This is a genomic window from Candidatus Brachybacter algidus (assembly GCF_016707225.1).
Lineage (GTDB): Bacteria > Bacteroidota > Bacteroidia > Chitinophagales > Saprospiraceae > Parvibacillus > Parvibacillus algidus.
The window spans coordinates 707,589-731,725 of sequence record NZ_JADJID010000003.1 but is presented as its reverse complement, the minus strand read 5'-3'; the positions used below and the strand labels follow the sequence as shown (position 1 = coordinate 731,725).

Sequence of the window (24,137 nt, the reverse complement as noted above, 5' to 3'; positions counted from 1 at the left end):
AAGGTGATAGGGTGATAGGGTGATAGGGTGATAGGGCAGTATTGATAAATTTGTTCTTGACTAAATATTAATCTAGACAGCTAAAGGAGATTTCGAAGTCATAATTACGAATTATAAAATAATTAAGAAACTATAACCCAGCTGAAGTTCCGAGATTGATTATCACGACTGCAGGGATTAGATAATCTTACTAGAATTAGAATATGACTTGGAAACTTCACTATTCTTCAAAAGCATTGGATTACCGGATGCCGACTTTTTTACCACACAGGCTATTTGCTTCAAAACTAGCACCCAAAAGAAAAAATCATTAATCCAATGATGTTCATACTGAGTTGAAATATATTAATACCCATATTCTATAAAAGTTAATACCCACGATAATTTGTCTTACATTCAATGATTTAAGAAAACAAAGGGAATTTAACCTTTGATTAAATTTTGTGCGCTGATGGAACCATGTATTTAATAATTGAATTTTAGATTACTGATTACTGATTACTGATTACTGATTACTGATAACTGACCACTGATTACTGATAACATCTCCAACATTCTTATATTTGTCCCAAATAGAAAATATCAAAATGCAAAATATACAAAACTTTATCGCCGGACAGTGGATTAGTGGGGATGGCCCAGGTCAACCATTGATGCACGCCATCACAGGTGAACAATTTGCGACGGTGTCTTCTAAAGGGCTGGATTTTCAAGGCATGTTCGACTTTGCGAGAGATAAAGGCAATAAGTCTTTAAGAAAAATGACTTTTCAAGAGAGAGCTTTAATGCTAAAGGCACTTGCTTTGTACCTCATGGATCGAAAAGAAAAATATTACGAGGTAAGTTATAAAACCGGCGCTACCAGAGTAGATAGCTGGGTGGACATCGAAGGCGGAATAGGTAATTTATTTGCCAATGCAAGTCTGCGAAGAAAATTGCCGAACCAACCATTCTGCATTGATGGTGAATATGCCCCACTCTCAAAAGAAGGGAGTTTCATCGGTCAGCATATTCTTGTGCCAAAACTAGGTGTCGCCTTGCACATCAATGCCTTCAATTTCCCTGTTTGGGGCATGCTCGAAAAAGTAGCAGTCAATCTACTAGCAGGAATGCCCGCTATTGTTAAGCCGGCTGCCATTACTTCCTACTTAACTGAAGTAGTTTTTAGAGACATCATCGAGAGTGGATTGCTCCCAGCAGGTGCCTTGCAACTTGTCACTGGTTCCGCACACAATTTAATTGATTTTGTCAATGAGCAGGATGTGGTCACATTTACAGGATCCGCTGATACAGGACGTTTGTTGAAGAGACATGAGAATATTATTGAACATGCAGTTCCTTTTAATATGGAGGCCGATTCATTGAATTGTTGCATTCTCGGCAGTGATGCAGTATTTGGAACTCCTGAATTCGACTTATTTATCAAAGAAGTCAAACGAGAGGTTACCACGAAAGCAGGTCAAAAATGCACTGCAATCAGAAGGATCATTGTTCCTGAAAACATGGTAGAAGACGTTAGTTACCATCTCACAGAAGCGTTGTCGCAGGTGATGATCGGAGATACAAAGCATAAAAATGTGAGGATGGGTGCATTGGTCGGTAAAGGTCAGGTCGAGGAAGTAAAAGGTAAAGTCGTTCAGTTATTAAAAGACTCAGAACTTGTCTATGGTCTGGATGAATTAATATTAGTAGGAGATAATACCCAAAATGGTTCATTCATGGGACCTGTTCTGCTAAGGGCTACTAATACCGAAGCAGATAGTCGCGTACACGATATAGAAGCATTTGGCCCGGTATCGACAATCATTGGTTATAAGGACATTGATCATGCAATTGAATTGGCCAATAGGGGTAAAGGCTCACTTGTTAGTAGCATTGTAACTTATGATGATGCCATAGCAACACAATATACACTTGGAGCGGCTCCTTATCATGGAAGGATTATGGTTCTCAACAGAGATTGTGCAAAGGAGAGTACAGGTCATGGAAGTCCGATGCCTTTGCTAACACATGGAGGTCCTGGTAGGGCAGGAGGTGGTGAGGAAATGGGTGGATTGAGAGGTATCAAACATTACATGCAGCGCTGTGCTGTGCAAGGTTCACCTACGACTTTAACTGAAATAACTCAGGTATACCAGCCCGGCGGGAAATATAAAGATCCGGGCAAACATCCATTCAGATTGCATTTTGAAGAATTGACTGTGGGAGATACGTTAATTACACACAAAAGAACGATCACTGAGACAGATATTGTCAATTTTGCCAATGTGAGTTGGGATCATTTCTATGCTCATACTGATGTGACAAGTCTTGACGGAACCATATTTACTGAAAGAGTAGCACATGGATATTTTGTATTATCTGCTGCGGCAGGCTTGTTTGTAGATCCGGGAAAAGGCCCTGTATTATTGAACTATGGTCTTGAAGAATGTCGCTTCTTAAAGCCGGTCTATGCGGGAATGACCATAGGCGTAAAACTCACAGTCAAAGAAAAAATCGACCAGGAGAAAAAGACGGACGATGATATTGCAAAAGGCATTGTAAAATATTATGTGGATATTTATGATGAATTGGACGAGAAAGTCGCTGTGGCGACAATATTGACGATGGTTAAGAAAATAGATAATTGATTAAGGAGTTTGGCGTTTGTTGTTTGTGGTTTGAAGCTTTATTTTCAAATTCAATAAACCTGAAAGCTTGCCGGACTGAGTAGACAGGGTTGATATTATGAAATGAAATAATATGTAAAGCTCTTTAAGAGCGTTTCCCTCCAGCGAATTGCGAAAGCTGTTCGATATGTAAAAAACAAATTGCGAAAGCAATTTCCATTTTTAAAAAAATAAAATATCCATGAGCGATAATCAAGCATACGTTAGATCCCAAATAAAATCAGACAGAGTCGAAATAGAATTTTATCACCCTGCAGGGAATTCACTTCCGGGCTCATTATTAGCACAATTGGTACGTGCGATAAATGATGCAGGTAATGAAAAACCAAATGTCATCCTACTAAAAAGCCATGGAGAAAGAACGTTCTGTGCAGGAGCTAGCTTCGACGAATTGTCGTCAATCGGAGATGAGGCAACAGGGCTAAAGTTTTTCTCAGGATTTGCAAATGTCATCAATGCCATACGTAAGAGTTCAAAAATCGTCCTCACTCGAGTTCAAGGGAAAGCAGTAGGCGGAGGAGTGGGCATCATGGCTGCATCCGATTATGTCATAGCCAGCAAATACGCTTCCGTAAGATTAAGTGAATTGGCTGTTGGTATTGGCCCTTTCGTCATTGGCCCTGCTGTGGAGCGGAAGATCGGACTGTCTGCATTTGCGAAGATGGCCTTGACACCGGATGAATGGCAGACTGCTGAGTGGGCACTACAAAGAGATCTTGTTCAGGAGGTTTTTGAAGACGTGAAACAGGTCGATGAATACATAGATTTTCTGATCGCAAAATGGAATACTTATAGCCCTGATGCTATGGATGAGCTCAAGAAAGTTCTGTGGAAGGGCACAGAAGATTGGGATAACCTGCTGGCTGAAAGAGCAGCTATCTCTGGTAGATTAGTGTTAAGTGAATTTACAAAAAATGCTATTAATTCGTTTAAAAGTAAATCATAAAAGATGGGTACGAAAATTAAAGAAGTTGATATAATAATCGACAAAGCTGCACCATTCGCCCAACCCATCATGCGTCATTATAGGAATCTCATTCATGATAATTGCCCAAATGTGGAAGAAAAGATAAAATGGGGCATGGCCTTTTTTGACTATAAAGGTCCCATGACTCATATAGCAGCCTTCAAAGCTCATTGTGCAATTGGGTTTTGGAAAGCACCATTACTAGAAGAATTTAGCAATACCTTACAACTCGAAGAGCGCACCGCAATGGGACATTTTGGCAAAATTGGAGGAATGGATGAAATGCCATCCGATGAAATTCTGATACCGATTATCATGGAAGCCTGGAGGCTAAATGACGAAAATGTCAAACTCCCTGCTAAAAATAAAGTTGTCAAAGAAATAGATGACTCAGTTCCTGAAGAATTGAAAATTGCTTTGTCAAAGGCACCTCAAGCTCAATTCAACTTTGAAAAATTTAGCCCTTCACACAAAAGAGAATACAGCAACTGGATCAGAGAAGCAAAAACAGAGGCGACTAAATTAAAAAGGATTAACACTGCCATCGAGCAATTAAATGAAGGTAAGAGTAAGGATTGGAAGTATCAAAAATAGGTGAGAGGGTGAGAGGGTGATAAGGTGATCAGGTGATGAGTGATCAGGTTATCGAGTGATGTGTGATGTGTGATAAGTGAGAAGGTGAGGAGGTGAAGCGTATGACTTGGCCGTGACTATTCTAATTTCTAACTTCTAATTTCTAATTTTTATAATAATGTCTGAACAAAATTACATAGATATAAATCGCCAATCCTGGAATAACCGGGTTGACAGCCATTATGATTCTGATTTCTATGATGTGAAGGGATTTATCGAAGGAAAAACGTCGATTAATAATGAGGAGATGGTCTTGCTCGGAGATGTCAATGGAAAATCCATACTTCATCTTCAATGTCATTTCGGTCAAGACACACTCTCGTTGGCAAGATTAGGAGCAAATGTAACTGGAGTAGATCTCTCAGATAAGGCCATTGACAGAGCAAATGAATTGTCAAACGAGATCGGGGTAGATGCAAGATTTATTTGTTGCGATATTTACGATCTACCTCTTCATCTTGATGAGCAATTTGACATAGTTTTTACATCATACGGCACAATCGGATGGTTTCCTGATTTGGATAAATGGGCCGGATTAATATCCCGATATTTAAAACATAGCGGCAAATTTGTATTCATTGACTTTCATCCGGTACTTTGGATGATGGACAATGATTTTATAAAATTTGAATACAATTATTTTAAATCAGATCCTATTATAGAGTCTCAAACCGGGACATATGCTGAAAAAGAATCTGATATTCAGGTAACTGATGTCTCCTGGAATCACTCACTTAGTGAGGTGATGAATTGCCTCATGGATCAACATTTGAGAATGACACATTTTAAGGAATATAATTATTCTTTGTATAATTGCTTCAGTCATATGGAAGAATTTGAAAAGGGAAAGTACCGAATAAAACATTTGGGAGAGAAGCTACCGATGATGTATTCGTTAGTTTTTGAAAAATAACCAGATGATATGAAGGCAAATTTTAGCTGGAAATAAGAAAAGTATAAAAATTCAATTGAATGCAATATCAAAAAATAATTTCGGGAACTACAGTAATCGAATTTCATAACAGCCTTTGGGGTGAAGAAACGATCAAGGTCAATGGGCAGGAAGTTTCCAAAGCGAAGTCAATAATGGGAGCCGAGCACTTTTTTACAGTCGTAGAAAATAATGAAGAGGCGAGATATGTTCTTGTTACAAAAGTTGATTCTCAGATGCAACCTTTACTAGACTTATTCAGAAATGGTATACCCATTAAGCACAATTTAGTCATCAATTACGGAAAGCCGCCGCAGAATGAATATAAAAAGAAAGGAATTTTGTTCCTTAATAAGTACAAACTTGAAGAAGCAGAGGCTCAGTTTTTAAAGGCAATGGATATAGATAGTTTTGATGCTGAGTTATATCTGTATTTAGCTTGTATTTATTCTTTAAGAGAAAATAGTTTGAAAGGTTATGAATATTTGCTGAAGGCTAAACAGAAAAATTTGTGTGATCTCTCTGTCTTTGAAACAAACGACATGCTTGCTTTTCTTAGAATTCAGGAAGCATTTGAAGGATTTAAGTCAAGTGGGTATAATTCGTACGATGTCAGTTTGATGCCGACCATATCTAAAGGTGATTCAGGGCAGGAGGTCAAATAAATATAAAAGCAAATAAAGTTCAAGTTTTTATAAATAAAAGTTAGGTGTATCTAACATTTATTTATATTTGTCTTTGTAAAATAGTCAGGCTGTTGCTTGAACAGGATATTTTTGCTAAGCTGAATTAAAAACAATGAATAAAGGCGATGATCGATCCTTATCGGAAATCAATTCCTCTATTGAGGTGGTAACTAAAAAGGGTTTTTGGAAAAAGTTGTTTTCTTTTATGGGTCCAGCATATTTGGTCAGTGTTGGATATATGGACCCGGGAAATTGGGCTACTGATCTTGCAGGTGGAAGCCAATTTGGTTATAAATTAATTTGGGTGCTTTTGATGTCAAATCTGATGGCCTTACTACTTCAAAGCCTCAGTGCCAGACTTGGCTTAGTCCAAAAGTTAGACCTTGCCCAAGCTTCTCGCGCTAATTATCCCAGATTCGTAAATTTTTGCCTTTGGATACTTGCTGAAATCGCTATTGCTGCTACAGATCTCGCTGAAGTACTTGGTATGGCTATAGGTTTGCAGTTACTGTTTGGCATACCTTTGTTATGGGGTGTGAGTTTGACAGTGGCAGATACCTTCCTTTTTTTGTTATTACAAAATTATGGTGTGCGAAAGATGGAAGCATTCATCATCTGTCTCATTGCTATTATAGGAGGATCTTTTTTAGTTGAAATGATACTCGCCAAACCAGACATGAGTGAGTTGGCAGCCGGATTTATTCCTTCTATACCAAATAGTACTGCACTTTATATTGCAATAGGTATTATAGGTGCTACTATCATGCCTCACAATTTATATTTGCACTCAGCATTGGTGCAAACCCGGCGTTTCGATTCAGATGAAAAAAGCGTAAAAAGTGCCATAAAATTTAATATTATCGATTCGGCAATTGCGTTGAACCTTGCGTTTTTTGTCAATGCTGCAATTTTGGTATTAGCTGCATCGACCTTTTTTAATAATGGAATGTTTGAAGTCGCGGAGATTCAAGATGCACACAAGTTTTTAGAACCCTTATTAGGGAGTAAATGGGCGCCTATATTATTTGCTGTAGCATTGATAGCGGCTGGGCAAAGTAGCACTATTACTGGCACTCTAGCTGGGCAGATTGTGATGGAAGGATATCTTAATCTACGCATACAACCATGGCTAAGACGACTCATCACCCGTTTGATAGCCATCATTCCTGCATTACTGGTTATATTGATCTCAGGTGAATCCAAGACTGGAGAATTGCTGATTTTTAGTCAGGTCATTCTTAGTCTGCAGCTAGGTTTTGCAATCATACCTTTAATTCATTTCGTATCCAATAGGGAGAAAATGGGTGTATTTGCTATTGGTAAATTAACAAAATTTACGGCGTGGCTCATTGCTTTAATTATCGTATCTCTGAATGTTAATTTGGTATTTAATGAATTGTTAGGTTGGCTTGAAAGTGCAGGAGACGAAGCTTATGTGCTATGGCTGACAGTCGTCCCGGTAATGATCGCAGCAGTCTTCCTTTTATTATATCTAGTATTTAATCCGCTTTTCAGAAAACATAAAAAAGAAAAATTAATTTCTCCTCACGGCCTTTTACAGCCTCTGGTTATTAATACGGATATAAAATTTAGACGTATTGCAATCGCCCTGGATTTTTCAGATACAGATGCAAAGGCTGTTAATGGAGCACTCGCACAAGGTGGAAAAAATTCTAAATACGTACTCATACATATTGTGGAATCAGTCAGTGCATATATTATGGGTGGCGAGACAAGTGATCATGAATCCTCTTCAGATCTTAAGTATCTTGAGGACTATACAGCTCAATTAAATGCCTTAGGCTATGATGTTGGATACAAATTGGAGTTTGGAAGTCCCAAGAAAAAGATACCACAAATTGTGAAGGATTTTGATGCCGATCTACTTGTGATGGCAGCACATGGACATCAGTGGTTTAAAGACATACTCTTTGGGACTACAGTGGATAGTGTGCGACATAAGATCGATATACAAATGTTGGTAGTGAAATGAGACGACTTTCTCTATTTATTTTTTGAAAACATCGACTTATTCGCAACAATTTGTTAATTAAATTGTAATATTCAAATTGCATTAATATTAAACAATTGTTTGTTTTTTGTGATTATTTCATATAATACATCAACTTTATTCACTTTGCTTAATTATTTTGTAATATTGAATATCTCACCATTACCTATTTTGTTAATTTTTTTATTAAATAAATAACCACTTTATATGAATAAAGCTAGCTTCATTAAAGACTTATTGGCAGGACTTACTGTTAGTTTTGCAGCTTTGTCTTTAGGTGCTGCTTTTGGAGCAATGTCAGGCAGAGGAGCCTTCGCCGGTATGATCGGAGCGGCAGTAATCCCTATTATTACTTCTATATTTGGTGGTACAAGACTTCAAGCTTCCGGTCCAACTGCACCAATGACTGCTGTAACGGCACTGATTGTTGCACATGCCTATGATGTATTTCCGGAAAAGATATTTGCAGAGCAATTTATTACATTGATATTTATGATGTTTGGAGTCACCATTATACTCGCAGGTGTGCTCAGAGCAGGAAGATTAATTCAACTCGTTCCGAATACCGTTGTTTTAGGTTTCATGAATGGGATTGCTGTGCTAATTTGGTATGATCAGATTGCAAAACTATTTGGTATACTTGGCAAAAAGATGATTGAAGGCAGTCTCTGGCTTAACTTAACCATTGCTTTAGCCACCATTTGCTTAATATTTTTAATTCCTTACCTCATTAAGAAATCAGGGATCAAAGCGCAATACCACTCCTTTTTTTCGGGACTTTTATTTGCTATATTGATCATGACCATACTTGCCAATCTGATGGGATTAGATGTCCAGAAAGTTGAATTAGGTAATACCATAGAATCATTTAGCGAATACTTTGCCATTATTTCAAGTTATTTTCCCTCTTCACAGATAGTTACACAGCAGAATTTAATTCTGGCTTTACCTTATGCCCTTGAGTTAACGATGCTATGTTATCTCGACAGCTTGCTTACAGCATTGGTAGTCGACAAGATGACAGGAGAGAAGACTAATCAAAACAAAGAATTGATGGCTCAGGGTCTGGCCAATGGAATCAGCGGAATTCTACAGGGTATACCTGGTGCACAAGCCACCATTCGTTCAGTGCTGCTCATCAAAGAGAATGCGCAGACAAGATTGGCTGGTATCATGCTTGGTATATTTGTTCTGATCAGTTTGGTGTTCTTTAAAGATTTCATTACTCTAATTCCAGCAGCTGTATTCGCCGGAGTGCTTGTGAAAGCAGGTTGGGATGTTTGTGACAGAGATTATGTTGAGGCTTATTTTAAGAATAATTGGATAAAATCAATTAACAGAAATTTTCAGGTTTTAATAATTGTATACACAACAATCATAACTGTTGTAGTTGACCTGAATGTCGCAGTGATCACTGGTACCATACTTTATTATATAGGAGTAAAACTTTTCAAGAAATACGACTTAAAAGATGTGGAAGATCAATATGAAGAAAACATAGATTAATATATATAAAACATTATGATAGAAAAATTAAAGGCAGGCAATGAGGCCTGGATAGAAAAAATTAATGCAGAAGATCCAACTTTTTTTTCCAAAATGGCTGTTGGGCAATCACCTGAAATCTTGTGGATAGGTTGTTCGGATAGCCGAGCTCCTGCGAATGAAATCACTGGTACACAGGCGGGCGAAATATTTGTACATAGAAATATTGCCAACATGGTAGTCCATTCAGATATGAATTTACTAAGTGTCCTCGATTATGCAGTGAATGCACTATTAGTTAAACACGTTATTGTATGTGGGCATTACGAATGTGGGGGAGTCAAAGCAGCTATGGGTGGACGTCAGCATGGACTGGTAGACAATTGGATCCGACATATTAAGGATGTCTACAGATTGTATGAAGATGAACTCGAAGCTATTGAGGACAAACAGGAAAGGTTTGACAAGTTTGTAGAATTTAACGTTTATGAACAAGTATTTGATCTATCTAAGACTTCAATTATTCAAAATGCATGGGAGGAAAGAAAAAGCCCTACTATACACGGCTGGGTATTCGATGTCAGAACAGGCAAGATAAAAGATCTTGGAATATCCTTCGACAGCAATACAGAAATCCCGAAGTTATACAAGATTGACAGCGAAACTGTATTATTCTAATCTCATAAATTGAAATTTGTCACCATCAAACAAGCCCTTGTCACTTAGTTTTAAACTTGGGATGACAAGTAATGCCATGAATGATAGACTCATGTAAGGTGCACGAAGAGTCGAACCCATAATAACTTTACAATATTGGTCAAGATCTGTATATTTATTAGTCACTTCCCATGCATCTTGGTCACTCATCAATCCTGCAACAGCTAATGGCAATGTTTTAATTTCATTGCCATTAGCAGCAGAGAGTGCTCCTTTATGATGTATTACTTCATTGATAGCATTTAGAATGTCCATATCATTTGTGCCGGTAGCAATAATATTATGGCTGTCATGTGCTACAGAGGATGCCATAGCCCCTCGTTTTAATCCAAAATTTTTAATAAAGCTTATCGCTGGTTTTGTTTGATTGTAACGATTGACCACCACTAATTTCAATATGTCATTTTCAACATTGCAGTGTTTGCCTTCTATGATTAATTTATTAGTAATTAATTGCCCATCCAGACATTCTATTACATTTTCGCTTTCATTAATAATATATTTAATGGATTCCAGATCTATAGGATCAATATTAAATTGATTAATATCATCGATGGCGATTCTCGGGATCAAGGATTGACCCTCATTTGCAACTAAATGTCCTTTAATATATGTGGCAATCGTTTTAAATTCTTGAAGGTCCGATGTAATAATAAAATCCGCCGGATCCCCCACTTGTAAGGTACCGACAGGAAGACCATAATGAAGGATAGGGTTAATACAAGCTACTTTAAGCACATCAAAAATATCATGACCCTTTTTCAGGGCTCTTGTGACGAGTTGGTTAATGTGTCCTGAAATGAGACTGTCAGGGTGCTTATCATCGCTACAAAACATGAGCATATTTGAATGATCTTTCATTAGTGGAATCAATGCATCAAAATTTCTTGCGGCACTTCCTTCCCGAATAATGACCTTCATTCCTAAGGCTATTTTACCCAATGCTTCCTCATAAGTAAAGCACTCATGATCTGTGGAGGGGCCGGCCTCAAAATACCTCCTTGCATCATCTCCCATCAATCCTGGGGCATGACCATCAATAGGTTTGTTGTATTTTTTAGCGATTTGTAATTTAGCAAGTACACTTGGATCATTGAACAAAACTCCCGGAAAATTCATCATTTCTGCAAGGTACCAAATGTCATCATTTTGCATTAATACTTCTACTTCCTGGGATTCAATGGTTGCTCCTGCAGTCTCATATATAGTAGCAGGAACACAACTTGGAGCTCCAAAGAAGAAATGGAAAGGAACCTTTTTGCTGTTATCAATCATATATTCCACTCCTTTAACTCCACACACATTTGCTATTTCGTGAGGGTCGCTCACAGTTGCAACGGTGCCATGTAATACTGCCATACGTGCAAATTCTGAAGGAACTAATAGAGAGCTTTCTATATGGATATGTGCATCTATGAAGCCAGGAAGAATGTATGACTCCAAATCTTCTGAAAGTCTTTCAATCGAAGCGATTATTCCATTCTCTATAGTAATGCTGGCCGGATATATCGTTTTCTGATGTAAGTCTACAAGATTCGCTTTTATATTCATCATGTGTTTAAGTTTGAACTAATAGTATTGACATGCCGATAAATATATTGACCTATTGGAAAGGTATTTTCACGGCTTCGTCCTCGATTCTCATATTAATATTTATAATGTTATTAAGTTTGAGAAAATTAAATCCACAGTTTTCTTCGTCAAATATTTTATAAAAATGGCAAATAAAATATCTAATATCCTTAAATATATTTTAGCAAATTCTATTTTGATTCTGAAATATTTCCTTTTTGACTATAAATCTAATTCAGGAAATGATAATATTCTATTATCTACCAAATACAATTTCTATTTAATGCAGTTAAACTTAATATGATTCATGCTAATTCCTACTAAAAATAAAATTTATTATTTGAAATTGTGATCAAAAGAAGTATAGATCGGATATTTGATTTTATTTAATGTAAAATACATTAGGTTTATTTTTGAAGATGAGTTTTAAGAATTTTGTCTTGTTTCTGACATTAAAAATATAAAAACAGCAATAAAACATATATATAGAAAATTGTACATGTGTTATCGTTTTAATGGATTTTAGAGAGTTATCAATGTTACCAAATAATTTTTATTAAAAATTTAATATCTTTACCTCTTTATCGCACTTAACTATACCCTCATGAAAAAGCTAAACCTAATATTGGGATTATTTTTTGTTTTTACTGCTTTATATTCTCAAGAGATCTCAAACCAACTAGTTAGTCCAGGCGGGCAAACTTCAAAAACAAGTCTTATTAATTTTGACTGGTCATTAGGCCAAATTGCTTCAACGACAATCAATACCTCCGGGGGATTAATTACTCAAGGTTTTCAACAACCAACAATCACAAAAAAAGGAGCAACACGCCCTGTCTCTGTTGCTTCTTCAACTATCATTGATGCTTGGCCAAATCCTACCAATTCTCAATTATTTTTAGATATCCAAACGAAAAATAATGATAAATTGAATTTTGAGCTTATGAATAATCAGGGAATTAAACAGCTTGATTATACTCAGGAAAGTTCTGAAAGCCGCATCGCACTAAATTTAGAAAAATTACTTCCTGGTCTTTATATTTTGTTGATACACAACTCCTCAGGTGAATTAATTGATTTAAAGAAGATCATCCGTTCTAATTAAGCTTAATTTTTATAAATATTAAACACTTACTAATGAAGCATTTTATCCTATTCATTTTCATAGCTTTTTTCGCTGTGAATTCATTTTCTCAAGCGCTACCCAAAGGTATGAACTATCAGGCAGTGGCCAGAGACCAAAAAGGTCAGGTAATCGCCAATGAAGACATTGAATTAAAAATCGAATTAACTAGCCTGCAGTCCGGGCATGAAAAAATCTATTACTCTGAAAGTCATAATGTGACTACCAATCTTCTTGGTCTTTTTTCTTTGACTATTGGAGAAGGCAAATCTGAAAAGGGCGGCTATGATTTAATACCTTGGTCTACTGAAGATATATTTATGAATGTTTCAATAGGGGACAAAGCTACACAATCATTTACCAACATTAGCAGCAGTAAACTATTGGCAGTGCCATATGCATACTATGCTGTTACTGCCTCACAGATCTTGGGAGGAGATGAGATTGAAACCAGGGGAAGTGACGAAGCTTGGATGCTGGCAGGAAATCTCACCGCAGGCAAGCCAAAGGCTAAGCTGGGAACAAGAGATTGTGCTGATGTAGTGGTAATCACGAATAGTATTGAAAGGATGCGTATACAATGTGATGGCAATATTTCAATGGAGAATAACCTCACAGTTAAAAATGACTTGGAAGTTCAAAATGATATGAGCGTTTGGGCTGATGTTATTTTAAATTCAAACTATAAAAATAAGCTTTCACAGACAATCAATAATGGACCATTCTCGGTTTTAAATAGATCAGCGACATATCTGTCAGGCTCGCTTACTGTAGATCTGAACACCTGGCTAAAAAGCAGGTTAAGGGTAGACCTTCGGACAGATCTTAATGATTCATTATTTGTAAATAATGGTGCACCAACATACCTAACAGGTTTGCTGACTGTTGACAAAAAGACATGGCTCAAAAACAGATTGAGAGTAGACCTTAGAACGGATCTTAATGATTCATTGTATGTTAATAATGGAGCTCCAACTTATTTAACAGGGAAACTTACTGTTGATCTTGCTACTTGGCTAAAAAATACTTTGAGAGTAGATGGCATTACGGATCTAAACGCTGCATTGAATGTCAATAATATGGCACCTACATATTTGAGCGGAACACTTACTGTAGACAAAAGAACATGGCTTAAAAACAGATTAAATGTTGATCTTAGAACGGATCTTAACGATTCATTGAACGTCAACAATATGGCTCCAACATTATTGACAGGTACTTTACAGGTTAATAAGTTTTCTACTTTTAAGGATCAGGTTTTACTTGATAATCCATCTTTCCAATCTACAAGCATCAGTACCGGAGCTCTGGTAGTAAATGGTGGCGTTGGTATTGGTAAAAATCTTTGGATCGGAGGAGAATTTCATACGCTCGGTCCGGTTAAGTTGGAATCTACTCTAGATGTTCAAGGTGCAGCCAATTTCTTTGGAACATTAACTGGTCATAAGTTTACAGAATTAAAAGCCGGATTAAGAGTTCGCGGTGCGACAAAATTAGATTCAATTCTTACAGTGGATGGCGCAACTACGCTTAATACGACATTAAATGTATTAGGTACCACTACAACAAAAGCAATTAATGCCAATGGTCAGGTGACAATCTCGGCTGCATTGGGAACCGACGAAGGAAATTATGGCGCACATCCATTACGAGTAGAGGGAAGTGGACAAGGAATAGCAATAAAATTAACTGCAGGAACTCCTGATAATGGAAGTAATTTTGTAACTTTTTATAATGGTTCCGGAAATCCGGTAGGCGCAATTCAAGGAGAAACAGCAGCAGAAGTTGCCTCAGATCCTGAATTTATTTTCAATCAGGCTATTCTAATCGCAACTGAAGTTACAGCGGGTATTAATATTGGTCTTTCACTTATTCCTGTTGTAGTAGCTGGACTTGTTGCTTCGACTGGTCCATGCGGTGCATGTATTGGTATGGCAGCAGCAGATTTAGCACTGGCCACTGCAAATTTAATTGCATTTAATGTTTTTGCATTTGAGAATTTAGGAGTTAGCTACTCATCTGGATCTGCTGATTACGCAGAATGGTTGGAACGTGCTAATCCTTCAGAAAGAATTTCTGCAGGCGAAATCGTAGGAGTTACTGGAGGAAAGATTTCTAAAAATACAGTGAAAGCGCATCAATTAATGGTGATTTCCACTAAGCCTGCTGTCCTTGGTAACGTGCCAAAAGAAGGAACAGAACATCTATATGAAAAAGTAGCTTTCATGGGTCAAATTCCTGTTAGAGTAAAAGGCCTAGTGCTTACAGGAGATTATATTCTTCCTTCAGGATTAAATGATGGTCAAGGAATTGCGGTTTCTCCTGATGATATAAAGGTTACACAATATAAAGAAATTGTGGGGGTTGCTTGGTCTGCTTCTTTAAACACAAATGGTATTTCTGTAGTTAATATGGCTATCGGTTTGAATTCTAATGATATGGCAAGATTGGTAGAGAAGCATGATATTAGAATTTCAGAAATGGAAAACAAATACAAATCTTTAGAAAATCGTATTACTGCAATTGAAGATGGAACTATTGCTGATCCTAAGAAAGAGGGAAGAGGAGTTATTGCAAATAATGCACCTGAAATCCAACAACCTAAGACATCAAGAGAGGCGCTTGCATATGCTAATATGCCTCCTGAATTAAGCGATGAAGTAATGGAAGAAGCAATGTCTTATCTTAAAAACCAATATTTAAATCATGGTGTTAAATTAGAAGATTATCCGGCATTGAATAAGCTTTTTGTAGACGAAGCTTTCAGAAGTGAAGTAATCAGAAAAACTCAATCAAATTACAAGATATCTTATCAAAGTGCTATGGCATCTTTAGATAAATAGTAATTTAATTATTACTGTCTGAAATAATGTATGAGACCGGCCTGACAGCCGGTCTTTTTTTATTGATTTTGGATGCATCTTATAAGCAACGGAATTATATAATTGATTAATATTTTTCCGTAAAATGCCAATCTTAAATTCGGTTGATAAAGTATAATTTGTCAATTACAAATTTCCATTCGGCATTAGTGCTATTTTATTGAAATACTTATCTTTAAAAAAATATTACAATGTCAAAATTCCTTGGGCTTAGGACAACTATCTACAAAGTGAAAGAAATCGAGAAAGCTCGCGATTGGTATGCTGAGGTTTTTGAGACACAGCCATATTTTGACCAGCCATATTATGTTGGATTTAATATAGGGGGATATGAACTAGGCTTGCAGCCTGTCAGTCAAAGCCCTGAAATACAAGTGGATAATGTAGTTGTATACTGGGGAGTCGAAGATATAAATGAAACTTACAATTGGATGTTAAAAAATGGAGCAGAGCCACATGAAACACCTGAAAATGTGGGTGGAGATATTGAGGTAGCTACTGTTGTAGATCCTTGGGGCAATGTAGTAGGTCTCATTTACAATCCATCATTTAAATTAGTAAATAGTAATGATTAGAGTGATAATAACAGGCAGCACAGGAATGGTAGGTGAAGGTGTTCTATACGAATGCCTTAGATCTGACCAGGTGGAAGCTGTTTTAGTAATTAATAGAAAACCATGTGGGTACAGTCATCCTAAGTTGTCGGAGATCATTCATAATAACTTCTACAACTTAAAACCAATAGAGTCTGAATTGAAAGGATATAATGCTTGCTATTTCTGCCTGGGAGTTACTTCTGTGGGAAAGAATGAAGAAGAATATACAAGGTTAACCTATGATTTAACATTACATGTATGTGAATTGATTTCACAGAATAATACAGATTTAACTATTTGTTACATTTCTGGTGCAGGCACTTATTCTGATGAAAAGGGAAAGTTGATGTGGGCAAGAGTCAAAGGAAAGACTGAAAACGATATTATGCGGCTAAAAGAAGTGAAGGGTTTCGCATTCCGACCCGGCATTATAAAGCCAATTAAAGGTTTGAAATTTACACATCAAGCCTATAAATATTTTCTATGGGTTTTTCCTATTATAAAGTTGTTTAGCTCTAATGGTTTTTGCAGTTTGGAACAAATTGGTAAGGCTATGATTCAGGTTAGTATGGTTGGTCGAAAAGATCCCCGACTTGAAGTCAAAGACATTATAGAGGAAGCAGCAAAATATGACGCTGCATACAATGAAGTAGTTTAATAGCTTACATAAATTTTAAACTATTTTTGTTTTAATTAGTTTAAGGGTTTAAATAATCGAAATATGAAATTTACTAAATTTGGCAGTGCAAACTGGAAAGGCACAGGTAAAGAGGGAGTTGGCACAGTAAGTACTGAGTCTAATGCGCTTGACAATGCAAACTATGGCTATAAAGCAAGATTCGAAGATGGTCCCGGAACTAATCCGGAAGAACTAATAGGTGCAGCGCACGCCTCTTGTTTTAGCATGAAGCTAAGTTTCGTTTTAAACGCTCAGGGCTTTACACCTGACAATATTGATACTAAAGCTGAGATTACGTTTGAAGATGGAAAGATCACTAAAAGCCATTTAATTCTAAAAGCAATAGTTCCAGGAATCACAGAAGAACAATTTCAAACAGCTGCTGCTGAAGCAAAATCAAACTGTCCAATTTCATTATCGTTGAACTGTGATATCTCATTAGAGGCAACGCTAGAATTTTAAGGAATTCAATTCATGAATAAAACTCTCAACAACCAAATTGGTTGGCTACGTCTTATTGCTTTGATAGAAGGGATTTCTTTTCTGTTGATTTTATTTGTTTCGATGCCCTTGAAATATATCTGGAACATACCTGAGCCAAATATTTATATTGGGTACAGCCATGGTATTTTATTTATGCTGTACATTATTACAGTATTATTTATGTCCAGAATATTAAAATGGTCTAATAAGGTAACATTTATGGCTCTTTTAGTTTCAGTGATTCCGTTTGGGACATTTTGGGCCGACAAGACTATATTTAGAGCCAAGTCAACTTTGCCAAAAAACTAAATTTGTCAAAGTCATATTAAATAAGTACCTTTGCGGCATAAATTTTATTATTATATTTATTTTAATCACCTACCCACCTAATCTATATACAAGCACATATATATTTAGTTAATCAAAGTGCTAAATAATCTTTAAACAAAACTAATTTGTTATTTACAGAATTAAATTTAATCGAGCCAATCCTAAGTGCGCTCGAAGCAGAAGGATATACAAATCCTACACCCATTCAACAAAAAGCTATTCCACCCGTACTTGCCGGTAAAGACCTCTTGGGTTGCGCTCAGACAGGTACTGGAAAAACTGCGGCATTCGCAATCCCAATGTTACAATTGCTTTCATCCAGAAAACCTGAACTTTCTGCTCAGGGTAAAAAACCTATCAGAGCACTTATCCTTACACCTACCAGAGAATTAGCTATCCAGATACAAGAAAGTTTTGACGCATATGGCCAAAACCTTCGCATGCACAATGCAGTGGTATTTGGGGGCGTAAATCAAAATCCGCAAGTTGAAAAATTGAGAAGGGGGATTGATGTGCTTGTAGCAACGCCGGGCAGGCTTCTTGACTTAATTGATCAAGGTTATGTTCATCTTAATAAAATTGAATTTTTTGTTTTGGATGAGGCTGATAGAATGCTTGATATGGGATTCGTTCATGATGTGAAAAAGATCATTACAAAGTTGCCTAAACAGCGACAAACATTATTTTTCTCTGCAACAATGCCTAAAGAGATCCAATCTCTTGCTGACAGCATTCTCAATAATCCTGTGAAGGTTGAAGTTAGTCCGGTATCATCAACAGCTGATACGGTAGCACAAGCTGTCTATTTTGTCAAGAAAGACAACAAGAGATTATTGTTGAATGATATGTTGAAGGATAGGTCAATCGAGACAATTTTGGTTTTCACCAGAACAAAACATGGCGCAGACAAGGTAGTTAAAGATCTAATTCGTTCAAATGTAACTGCAGAAGCCATTCATGGAAATAAATCTCAAGTGGCAAGACAACGAGCTCTACAAAATTTCAAAAATAGAACTACCAGAGTATTGGTTGCAACAGATATTGCTGCCAGAGGAATTGACATTGATGACCTGACGCATGTTTTGAATTATGAATTGCCAAATATTGCAGAGACCTACGTACATAGAATAGGTAGAACCGGTAGGGCAGGATCATCGGGCATAGCTTTGTCGTTTTGTGATGATGTAGAAGTAGCATATCTTAGAGATATACAAAAATTGATCAATAGAAATATTCATATAGTGGATACTCATCCGTATCATGAAGAATATGAGTTTATCAAACCTACTCCGGCAACTGTCAAACAGCAAGGACAAAGAGGTGGTGCTCGTCAACAGGGAAATGGCGGCGGAAGGAATAACCAGCGTCCAAAATCATGGAAAGGATCAAGACCAAATAGGTCTATGTCTGAATCGAGATAGAATTTTAAAAGTCAAATAATCGGGCAACCCATAAATTGATTGAATACAATTTATTTATATTCAATGATTTAAGTAAGTATGATTTGGTTATGTGGGCTGGATTTTATGCGTCAGTGAAAGTACATTTGAAAATAGTTTGATTTTTTTTTGAACTACATATATAAAATGTCAAAGTTAGTATTATCTTTGCAGTCGCTTATGGAAAAGTCCAATAGTTTTTGATTGAAACGACCGTTTGGTGCTTATGTTAGCACTGATAAAAATATAATATTGAACTTCTTTTTACATGTATTTCAAGTAAATAAGTAAAAAGAAATTCAATGCCAGTGTAGCTCAGTTGGCCAGAGCAGCTGATTTGTAATCAGCTGGTCGGGGGTTCGAATCCCTCCACTGGCTCTAATTATTTTGTCGGGTAGATGGCCGAGTGGTTAAAGGCGGCAGACTGTAAATCTGCTCACGTGAGTGTACGTAGGTTCGAACCCTACTCTGCCCACAAATTAATTATTGTCAATTTCAATCATTTTGTATTTTTTGCGGGAGTAGCTCAGTTGGTAGAGCGACAGCCTTCCAAGCTGTAGGTCGCGGGTTCGAGCCTCGTCTCCCGCTCCATCCTTTCAGGTTTTCCTGAAGAAATACGGTTACTATCGTATATGTGTTAAGGAATTGAGATTGCAAATTGGATATTCCCCATAACGTATGCTGATGTAGCTCAGGGGTAGAGCACTTCCTTGGTAAGGAAGAGGTCGAGGGTTCAAATCCCTTCATCAGCTCTAAAATATGTGTGCCTGATTTGGCATGATATATAAAGAAAACTTTAAGCGGAAACAGTTGTCTTCCGCCTAATTTTGTATTAGTTTATAATTGTATAATTTAAATATTTTTTAAAAAAAGTTCATTCGATGGCAAAGGAAACATTTGACAGGAGCAAGCCACACCTTAACGTTGGTACAATAGGTCACGTGGATCATGGTAAAACCACTCTTACGGCTGCTATCACTTCAGTGTTAGCTGCTGATGGATTGGCTGAAAAGAAGAGTTATGATTCAATTGATGCTGCTCCGGAGGAAAAAGAAAGAGGTATTACTATCAACACTGCTCACGTAGAGTATCAGACGGTTAATCGTCACTATGCTCACGTTGACTGTCCGGGTCACGCCGACTATGTTAAGAACATGGTTACAGGTGCTGCTCAAATGGACGGAGCGATCCTTGTGGTTGCAGCTACTGATGGTCCTATGCCTCAAACAAGAGAACACATTCTATTGGCTCGCCAGGTTGGTGTTCCAGCGATTGTAGTTTTCATGAATAAAGTAGATATCGTTGACGATCCGGAAATGCTAGAATTAGTAGAAATGGAAGTTAGAGAACTACTTGATCAATACGAATTTGACGGTTCTAACGCTGCGGTTATTCAAGGTTCTGCTTTGAAAGCTTTGGAAGGAGATCCTGTTTACGTTCAGAAGATCAAAGATCTTATGGAAGCAGTAGATACTCAGATTCCTGAGCCTGCTCGTCTTGTTGACCTTCCATTCTTGATGCCGGTAGAAGACGTATTTACTATCACAGGTAGAGGTACAGTAGCTACAGGTCGTATTGAAAGAGGTGTAATCAACGTTAACAACCCGGTTGAAATTATCGGTATGATGAAAGAAGATGAGAAGCCTCTTACATCAGTTGTAACAGGTGTTGAGATGTTTAGAAAATTACTTGACAGAGGTGAGGCAGGTGATAACGCTGGTTTACTTTTGAGAGGTATCGATAAAACAATGATCAAAAGAGGTCAAGTTATTTGTGCTCCAGGTTCAGTAAAGCCACACAAGAAATTCAAGTGTGAAGTTTATGTTCTTGGAAAAGATGAAGGTGGACGTCATACTCCATTCTTTAACGGTTACCGTCCACAGTTCTACTTCAGAACGACGGATGTAACAGGTGACTGTGTACTTCCTGCAGGTGTTGAAATGGTTATGCCAGGTGACAACGTAACTCTAGAAGTTACATTGTTGAACACAATTGCAATGGATAAAGGTTTGCGTTTTGCGATCCGTGAAGGTGGCCGTACAGTTGGTGCTGGACAGGTTACTGAGGTGATTGCATAAGCAATTTTAAATAAGAATTGTAATGATATTAAGCACCTCATCTTGATGGGGTGCTTATTTCAATTATCAACGGGAATAGCTCAACTGGTAGAGTGCCGGTCTCCAAAACCGTAGGTTGCGGGTTCGATCCCTGCTTCCCGTGCAAATTTTAACAAAATGGACAAATTAACAACATACATTAAAGATAGTTATGATGAGCTAATTCACAAAGTTGAATGGCCGGAGCGTAATGTCCTTCTTGAGAGCACCATTGCAGTCATTGTAGGTTTGTTGATTATCACTGTTTTCGTCTTTATAATGGATGGTGGAATTAATACACTTGTTGATTTTATCTATAAAATTAAATAATGTCCGATAGTCCTGAAATATTGATCCCAAATGATCGAAAGTGGTATTCCCTTCGAGTCATCAGTGGTAAAGAAAAGAAGGCTAAGGAAGCCATTGACCTTGAATTGACCCGTTCAGGTTGGAAGGAAATTGTTACACAAGTAGTGGTTCCAACTGAAAAGGTCTACAAAATAGAGAAGGGCAAAAAGGTGATTCGTGAAAGAAACATCCTGGGCGGATATATTCTAGTAGAGGCAGTATTTAAAAAGATGACTGGAGAAATAATCCAAGCCATCAATAATATACCAAATGTAATTCACTTTCTAGGTGGACAGCAGCCGATACCAATGCAACATGCAGAAGCTAATCGATTACTCGGGAAGATTGATGAGTCTCAAGATATGGATGAATCGATGTTGGAACCATTTATCGTTGGCGAAACAATTAAAATTGTCGATGGGCCATTCAACGAGTTTGTTGGAGACATCAAAGAAGTTAACGAAGAGAAAAAGAAACTTAAAGTGATCGTTAAAATATTCGGTCGTGGTACAGAAGTTGAGTTGAACTTCGTACAGGTTGAAAAGAAATAATTAAACATTGTATCCTTGAGGGTACAGAATATAACAATTAACTATTATGGCAAAAGAGGTTGATATAAAAATCAAATTGCAAGTCAAAGGCGGACAGGCAAACCCTGCTCCACCAGTAGGACCGGCTTTAGGTGCAAAAGGTGTAAACATCATGGAATTCTGCAAAAGATTTAATGCAGAGACTCAAGATAAAATGGGTAAAGTTTGCCCGGTTATCATCAATGTTTATAAAGATAAATCGTTTGATTTTATCATTAAAACATCTCCTGCTTCAGTTCAATTATTAGAGTTGAGCGGAGCTAAAAAAGGTTCTGATGAGTCTAATAGAAAAAAAGTTGGTAAAGTAACCTGGGATCAAGTACAAAAAGTAGCTGAAGATAAAATGTCGGACTTGAATGCATTGACTCTTCACTCTGCTATGAAAATGGTAGCTGGTAGTGCCCGCTCATTGGGTATAACAGTGGAAGGTACTGCACCTTGGGATAATTAATTCAAATACGAGGATATTTATCCTCAATTTTGAAGTTATATATTTTAATAATAAGGGAGCTGACTATGTGGTCAGCGTTTTACCTAAAAACATTTTGAGATGTCAAAACTTTCTAAAAAACAAAAAGCTTCTCAAGCCAAAGTTGATGCAAATAAATTGTATCTGATTGAAGAAGCTATGGCAGTCGTTAAAGACGCCAACTATGCAAAATTCGATGCTTCTGTCGATTTGCATATCAAATTAGGAGTAGATCCTCGTAAAGCTGATCAAGCGATCAGAGGAACTGTTTCCCTCCCTCATGGTACTGGTAAAAGCAAAACTGTTGCTGTTTTTTGTACTCCGGAAAAGGAGGATGAAGCTCGTGCAGCAGGTGCGGAATTTGTAGGACTTGACGAATTGATTGAAAAAGTTGCTGGAGGATGGACTGATGTGGACGTTGTAATTGCAATGCCTGGCGTAATGGCTAAAATGGGTAAAATAGCAAGAGTTTTAGGTCCAAGAGGTTTAATGCCTAACCCTAAGACTGGAACTGTAACTAATGACGTAGCAAATGCTGTCAATGAAGTTAAAAAAGGTAAAATCTCATTCAGAGTTGATAAATATGGTATCGTGCACTCATCAGTAGGTAGAGTTTCATTTACTCCTGCGCAATTGGTTGACAATGCTAACGAACTGTTACATACTTTGAACAGAATGAAACCTTCTTCTGCTAAAGGAACATATATGAAGTCTATAACTATAGCTTCAACGATGAGCCCTGGTGTGAAAATCGATACCCGATCAATTAAATAATTCTATCAAGAGAAAGAGATATGAATAAAGAACAAAAAACACAGGCAATAGCGGACTTAACAGAGCAGTTTGCCAACTCTACATTCTTCTACCTTACAGATGCATCATCTCTGAGTGTAGCGCAAATTAACAATTTCAGAAGACTTTGTTTTGCAGAGAATGTACAAATGCAGGTGGTTAAAAATACACTTGTTAAAAAGGCTTTAGAGGCTGCTGACGAATCAAAAGGTTATGCAGGTCTATATGAATCACTTACAGGGCCAACCGCAGTATTGTTTACCGAAACGGCAAATATACCTACGAAACTTCTTAAGAAATTCAGAAAAGCAAACAGCAAACCGGTTTTAAAAGCAGCTTATATAGATTCGGCAATTTACATCGGTGATGATCAAATAGAAGTTTTAACAAAACTTAAATCAAAAGAGCAATTGGTAGGCGAAATACTTGGTCTATTACAATCTCCTGCGAAAAACGTTATCAGTGCTTTGAAGTCTGGAGGATCCACAATAGCGGGTCTGTTGAAGACTTTAGAGGAAAGAGCAAACTAATTGCATTTGCTTTGGTAGCTTGAAGAAGATTGATCTCTGAATCGAGCTACTATTAATACGGCTTCCAAGCTTTACGCAATAATATATTTATTGACTAAATTTTAAAAAT

At 37.1% G+C, this 24,137-nt stretch carries 22 protein-coding genes and 5 tRNA genes; 26 read left to right on the top strand and 1 reads right to left on the bottom strand.

The genetic code is table 11. The features are described 5' to 3' along the window. Positions 1-587: 587 nt before the first annotated feature. The 8 genes from paaZ (at position 588) to IPI15_RS12880 (ending at position 10,060) form a co-directional block, all read left to right on the top strand. The gene (gene paaZ, locus IPI15_RS12915) at positions 588-2,630 is read left to right on the top strand and encodes a phenylacetic acid degradation bifunctional protein PaaZ (RefSeq protein WP_287420572.1); all 2,043 of its coding nucleotides are present in this window, start codon (positions 588-590) and stop codon (positions 2,628-2,630) included. Between the two features lie 220 nt (positions 2,631-2,850). Continuing rightward, the gene (locus tag IPI15_RS12910) at positions 2,851-3,615 is read left to right on the top strand and encodes an enoyl-CoA hydratase/isomerase family protein (RefSeq protein ID WP_287403491.1); all 765 of its coding nucleotides are present in this window, start codon (positions 2,851-2,853) and stop codon (positions 3,613-3,615) included. 3 nt (positions 3,616-3,618) lie between these two features. Continuing rightward, positions 3,619-4,230, top strand: a complete 612-nt coding sequence (locus IPI15_RS12905) for a YdeI/OmpD-associated family protein (RefSeq protein WP_287420571.1) — start codon at positions 3,619-3,621, stop codon at positions 4,228-4,230. 154 nt (positions 4,231-4,384) lie between these two features. Then, positions 4,385-5,182 (top strand): class I SAM-dependent methyltransferase, encoded by a 798-nt coding sequence (locus IPI15_RS12900; protein WP_353845305.1) that lies wholly within the window; start codon positions 4,385-4,387, stop codon positions 5,180-5,182. 59 nt (positions 5,183-5,241) lie between these two features. After that, positions 5,242-5,865, top strand: a complete 624-nt coding sequence (locus tag IPI15_RS12895) for a tetratricopeptide repeat protein (protein WP_287420567.1) — start codon at positions 5,242-5,244, stop codon at positions 5,863-5,865. Between the two features lie 133 nt (positions 5,866-5,998). Beyond that, positions 5,999-7,879 (top strand): Nramp family divalent metal transporter, encoded by a 1,881-nt coding sequence (locus IPI15_RS12890; protein ID WP_287403501.1) that lies wholly within the window; start codon positions 5,999-6,001, stop codon positions 7,877-7,879. Between the two features lie 225 nt (positions 7,880-8,104). After that, positions 8,105-9,403 (top strand): SulP family inorganic anion transporter, encoded by a 1,299-nt coding sequence (locus tag IPI15_RS12885; RefSeq protein WP_287420565.1) that lies wholly within the window; start codon positions 8,105-8,107, stop codon positions 9,401-9,403. Positions 9,404-9,418: 15 nt separating this feature from the next. Further along, on the top strand, positions 9,419-10,060 hold the full coding sequence (locus IPI15_RS12880; protein WP_287403505.1) for a carbonic anhydrase: 642 nt from the start codon (positions 9,419-9,421) through the stop codon (positions 10,058-10,060). On the opposite strand, the gene ade is transcribed toward IPI15_RS12880, so the two are convergent. Further along, on the bottom strand, positions 10,052-11,650 hold the full coding sequence (gene ade / locus IPI15_RS12875; protein WP_287423817.1) for an adenine deaminase: 1,599 nt from the start codon (positions 11,648-11,650) through the stop codon (positions 10,052-10,054). The genes IPI15_RS12880 and ade overlap by 9 nt on opposite strands. 625 nt (positions 11,651-12,275) lie before the next feature. On the opposite strand from ade, the gene IPI15_RS12870 reads away from it, so the two are divergent. The 18 genes from IPI15_RS12870 (at position 12,276) to rplJ (ending at position 24,028) form a co-directional block, all read left to right on the top strand. Next, on the top strand, positions 12,276-12,776 hold the full coding sequence (locus tag IPI15_RS12870) for a T9SS type A sorting domain-containing protein (protein WP_287403508.1): 501 nt from the start codon (positions 12,276-12,278) through the stop codon (positions 12,774-12,776). A gap of 32 nt (positions 12,777-12,808) precedes the next feature. After that, positions 12,809-15,637: a hypothetical protein gene (locus IPI15_RS12865; RefSeq protein WP_287403510.1), complete on the top strand. Its 2,829-nt coding sequence runs from the start codon at positions 12,809-12,811 to the stop codon at positions 15,635-15,637. A gap of 230 nt (positions 15,638-15,867) precedes the next feature. Next, positions 15,868-16,251 (top strand): VOC family protein, encoded by a 384-nt coding sequence (locus IPI15_RS12860; RefSeq protein WP_287403512.1) that lies wholly within the window; start codon positions 15,868-15,870, stop codon positions 16,249-16,251. Then, positions 16,244-16,930, top strand: a complete 687-nt coding sequence (locus tag IPI15_RS12855) for an NAD-dependent epimerase/dehydratase family protein (protein WP_287403515.1) — start codon at positions 16,244-16,246, stop codon at positions 16,928-16,930. The genes IPI15_RS12860 and IPI15_RS12855 overlap by 8 nt, the downstream gene beginning before the upstream one ends. 63 nt (positions 16,931-16,993) lie before the next feature. Next, positions 16,994-17,413: an OsmC family protein gene (locus IPI15_RS12850; protein ID WP_287403517.1), complete on the top strand. Its 420-nt coding sequence runs from the start codon at positions 16,994-16,996 to the stop codon at positions 17,411-17,413. A 12-nt stretch (positions 17,414-17,425) separates the two neighbouring features. Next, complete coding sequence (locus IPI15_RS12845; RefSeq protein ID WP_287403519.1) at positions 17,426-17,743, top strand: DUF3817 domain-containing protein; 318 nt, start codon at positions 17,426-17,428, stop codon at positions 17,741-17,743. Between the two features lie 146 nt (positions 17,744-17,889). After that, complete coding sequence (locus tag IPI15_RS12840; protein WP_287403520.1) at positions 17,890-19,185, top strand: DEAD/DEAH box helicase; 1,296 nt, start codon at positions 17,890-17,892, stop codon at positions 19,183-19,185. Positions 19,186-19,507: 322 nt separating this feature from the next. Continuing rightward, positions 19,508-19,581 (top strand) — tRNA-Thr (locus IPI15_RS12835). A 14-nt stretch (positions 19,582-19,595) separates the two neighbouring features. Beyond that, positions 19,596-19,678 (top strand) — tRNA-Tyr (locus tag IPI15_RS12830). Between the two features lie 40 nt (positions 19,679-19,718). Then, positions 19,719-19,794, top strand: a tRNA-Gly gene (locus IPI15_RS12825). Between the two features lie 89 nt (positions 19,795-19,883). Continuing rightward, positions 19,884-19,955 (top strand) — tRNA-Thr (locus IPI15_RS12820). A gap of 129 nt (positions 19,956-20,084) precedes the next feature. Continuing rightward, positions 20,085-21,281, top strand: coding sequence for an elongation factor Tu (gene tuf / locus IPI15_RS12815; RefSeq protein ID WP_287403522.1), 1,197 nt, complete (start codon positions 20,085-20,087; stop codon positions 21,279-21,281). A gap of 69 nt (positions 21,282-21,350) precedes the next feature. Further along, positions 21,351-21,423: transfer RNA gene (locus tag IPI15_RS12810), tRNA-Trp, on the top strand. A gap of 14 nt (positions 21,424-21,437) precedes the next feature. Further along, the gene (secE, locus tag IPI15_RS12805; protein WP_287403523.1) at positions 21,438-21,629 is read left to right on the top strand and encodes a preprotein translocase subunit SecE; all 192 of its coding nucleotides are present in this window, start codon (positions 21,438-21,440) and stop codon (positions 21,627-21,629) included. Beyond that, positions 21,629-22,198: a transcription termination/antitermination protein NusG gene (gene nusG / locus IPI15_RS12800; RefSeq protein WP_287403525.1), complete on the top strand. Its 570-nt coding sequence runs from the start codon at positions 21,629-21,631 to the stop codon at positions 22,196-22,198. Before secE ends, nusG begins: the two co-directional genes overlap by 1 nt. A gap of 46 nt (positions 22,199-22,244) precedes the next feature. Then, positions 22,245-22,688, top strand: a complete 444-nt coding sequence (gene rplK / locus IPI15_RS12795) for a 50S ribosomal protein L11 (RefSeq protein ID WP_287403527.1) — start codon at positions 22,245-22,247, stop codon at positions 22,686-22,688. A 99-nt stretch (positions 22,689-22,787) separates the two neighbouring features. Then, positions 22,788-23,480, top strand: coding sequence for a 50S ribosomal protein L1 (gene rplA, locus IPI15_RS12790; RefSeq protein ID WP_287403529.1), 693 nt, complete (start codon positions 22,788-22,790; stop codon positions 23,478-23,480). 20 nt (positions 23,481-23,500) lie between these two features. Then, positions 23,501-24,028, top strand: coding sequence for a 50S ribosomal protein L10 (gene rplJ / locus IPI15_RS12785; protein WP_287420562.1), 528 nt, complete (start codon positions 23,501-23,503; stop codon positions 24,026-24,028). The last annotated feature ends 109 nt before the right edge of the window (positions 24,029-24,137 follow it).